1 protein-coding gene is annotated in these 3,823 nt (G+C 41.4%); it reads left to right on the forward strand.

What is annotated here, in order from left to right:
• The first annotated feature begins 228 nt into the window (after positions 1 to 228).
• Entirely contained in the window at positions 229 to 3,597 is a 3,369-nt protein-coding gene (locus tag IQ229_RS17295) for a PAS domain S-box protein (RefSeq protein WP_322744006.1), read from the forward strand.
• The last annotated feature ends 226 nt before the right edge of the window (positions 3,598 to 3,823 follow it).

Raw genomic sequence — 3,823 nt, forward strand, 5'->3', positions numbered from 1 at the left:
GATATATAGATAATTTAAATTTCCCAAAAAATGCTGAATTTAATCTTAATGATAACTTCAGCATTTTTTCAATTTATTTACAGTAAAAGAGGAATTGCTGGGCATATAAAAATAAATAAAGTATTAAGATCATTAGCAGGTTGGCGTAAACAACATTATATCCATGTATTAAGAAATTTTATTTTCAGCATATTACCTTAATAATTTAGGCAGAGCAGGCAGGCAAAAGTGTTTTCTAAAAAGGTGCAGAGCTACGTTAAACAAATCATAGTTGAAGAGGAAGAAATACAACAGGATGAAAAAGTATTCTGCCAACAGGCGGATATTGCTCCTCTGATGATTTGGATGTCTGGATGTAATGCACTTTATTGTTACTTCAATTCTAATTGGCTGAAATTTACTGGAACACATCTAACAAAAGCCGCGTCTGCATCTGCGCGAGAAGAGGAAATAGGCAATATTTGGACTGGCAGCGTCCATCCAGAAGATAGACAGCGATGCGAAGATATATACCTGAGAGCATTTGCGACGTATGATTCCTTCCAGAGGCAATACCGCCTGCGTCGAGCTGATGGCGAATATTGCTGGATTTTAGATACAGCCGCGCCACGATTTGCAACAGATGGTAGCTTTGTTGGTTACATCGGTTATTGTGTCGATCTAACAGAAGTGCCGATAGAGATCGGTCAACCTTCCCTAACAGAAAATTTCTCTCACCGCCGCTTACGTAAAATTACAGATAGAGAACGGGCAACAGAATTAGCAAAAGCATTGGAGCAATTGCAAGCGGAAATTAGCAAACGCCAAGCAGTTGAAGCAGAGTTACGCCAAAAAACATCAGAATTTGCCGCGATTTTGCAAGTACTTCCTGATTCATACTTTCGTCTTGATGCTGCTGGAAGTATTCTGGATTACAAGCCAAGAAAGATGGAGAGTCTGTATATTCCAGCAGAAGATTGTCAGGGCAAGAGTTTGCGAGAATGCTTACCAACTGCTGTAGGCGATCGCTTCCATCAAGCAATAAATCAAGTACTTGAAACTCAATATGAAGTCAGTTTTGAATATACCTTACCGCAAGCAGGAGAAAACAATAATTTTGAAGCTAGGTTATTACCATTACCAGACCAGCAAATTATAGTTCTTGTCCGCGACACCAGCGACAACATCCAAGCAGCCTTAATAGAAAGTGATGCCAAGTTCCGCAGCATTGTGGAAAACGCCAACAACATTATTTTTGCGCTGACACTTGAAGGGATATTTTCTTACGTTTCTCCTAACTGGACTGAGATTTTTGGGCATGAAGTTGCAGAGGTTGAAGGCAAATCTTTTATTCCCTTCATACATCCTGACGATGTGCATATTTGTGCCGATTATTTCCAAAGAATTTTGACAACAAGCGAAAAACAAAAAGCAATTGAATATCGAGTTAAACACAAAAATAGTAGTTGGCGATGGCATACAAGCAACTCATCTGCGATTAAAGATGCTAATGGCAATGTTTTGTACTTCGTTGGTATTTGCTATGACACCACCGACCGTAAAGAAGCAGAAGTAGCTCTAGCAGAACGAGCGCGTTTAGCAAATTTTCGTGCCGATGTAGACGCGGCATTGACTCAGAGTGACAACTTAGAGAATATGATGCGCCGTTGCACTGATGCCTTAGTTGAACATCTTGATGCAGCTTTTGCTCGCATCTGGACGCTGAACGAACAAGACAACGTATTAGAGCTGCAAGTCAGTTCTGGGATGTACACCCATATCAATGGGCCCCATAAATGTGTGCCAGTCGGTCAATTCAAAATTGGTTTGATTGCCGAAGAGGGCAAACCCCACTTAACTAATTCTGTGCAGACAGATCCCCGCGTTGGTAACAAAGAGTGGGCACAGCGAGAGGGTATGGTCGCCTTTGCTGGCTATCCCTTGATTGTTGAAGATGAAACTGTAGGGGTGATAGCCATGTTTGCCCGCCAAACAGTGACAGAATCAACTTTCAAAGCATTGGAATTTGCTGCTCAAGAAATTGCCATTGGCATCAAGCGCAAACAAACAGAAGTTGCACTCAGAGAAAGCGTCCAGCGGGAAACATTACTCAATCGTCTTTCTAGCCAAATTCGAGCTTCTTTGGATCTTAATTACATTGTGGAAACCGCAGTGCAGGAGATTCGCAACTTATTCCAGATCGATCGCTGCGTCTTCTTTTGGTATCGGCAAGACGCTGATGTACCATACTGGGAAAGAGTCTATGAGGCGAAAAGTTCCTTTTTACCCTGTCTACTTAACCAACAAGAAGCAACTCATGCCGAAATCAAACTAATCGCAGCCAAAACCTTGAACGGAGAAATCATCCGCATTAATGATACTGAGACTGTGGGCGATTCCATAGCACAGCAATTTTTGCAGGATTTTGGTTTCACTGCCTTTATGGCGCTGCCTGTACACACTCAATCTGGCGAAATTGGTGCATTTAGCTGTGGTTATTGTAGTGGCTTGCGCCCTTGGCTGAACAACGAAGTAGAATTACTACAAGCAGTTACAGTTCAACTAGCGATCGCCATTGACCAAGCTAAACTTTACACCCAAAGTCGCATCACCGCCCAAACTGCCCAAGACAAAGCCCAACAACTAGAAGCAGCACTGCTAGAACTTCAACAAACTCAAACGCAACTGATTCAAACTGAAAAAATGTCCAGTTTAGGACAATTGGTTGCAGGTATTGCCCACGAAATCAATAATCCCGTCAATTTCATCTACGGCAATATTAGCCACGCCAGTGAATATACTAAGGATTTGCTGCACTTAGTAGAACTTTATCAACAGAGCTACTACCCACCAACACCAGAGATCGATCAACAAATCAACACCATTGATTTAGATTTTCTCAAGCAAGATTTACCCAAAATCTTGGAGTCTATGAGAATGGGAGCCGAACGCATTCGGCAGATTGTCTTATCTTTACGCAATTTTTCTCGCCTTGATGAAGACGGTACAAAAGCAGTGGATATTCATGAAGGGATGGATAGTGCCCTGCTGTTGTTGCAAAATCGTCTAAAAGCCAAACCAGGACATCCCGAAATCCAAGTAATTCGAGACTACGGCAATTTACCACCAGTAGTCTGTCACGCTGGACAGATGAATCAGGTGTTTATGAATCTGTTGACAAATGCGATCGATGTCTTGGAAGAGTCATTTGTCAATAGTCATTTGTCATTAGTAAACAAAACTGAACAAAGGACAAATGACCAACAGAGAAGTCTGAGCGGAGGCTTCCGGCGATCAGAACTTCTCCCAAAGGAGACGCTGCGCGAACAAAGACAAATGACTTTTCCACAAATTCACATTCGTAGCCTCATTCAAGAAGACAATGTAATCATTAGAATTGCTGACAATGGCCCAGGCATGACTAAGGAAATACGCAAACGAATATTTGACCCCTTCTTCACTACAAAACCTGTGGGTAAAGGCACGGGTATGGGATTATCAATTAGCTACCAAATTATAGTCCAAAAACACGGTGGAAAGATCCAGTGTATTTCAGCACCAGGAGAAGGTGCCGAGTTTGTTGTGATGATTCCACTAAAGCAAGAACCCTCAACGTAGATATCACACAATAGAGATATAAGTGAAAAAATGTAGAAACGTAGCACTGCTACATCTCTACAGAGGTTCTAGATAACGCATATTTAATTTCTGGAGAGGCTAATCTTAATCTAAACTTAATTAAAACTTAACCTAATAGTTGTTAACTAAGATCAACTCACTTTTTGCTGCAACATCTTAACCCCCTCAATAACCTAAAATTTACAGGAATTGAGGGGATTATTTC

It is taken from the genome of Nostoc cf. edaphicum LEGE 07299, from assembly GCF_015207245.1.
Lineage (GTDB): Bacteria > Cyanobacteriota > Cyanobacteriia > Cyanobacteriales > Nostocaceae > Nostoc > Nostoc edaphicum_B.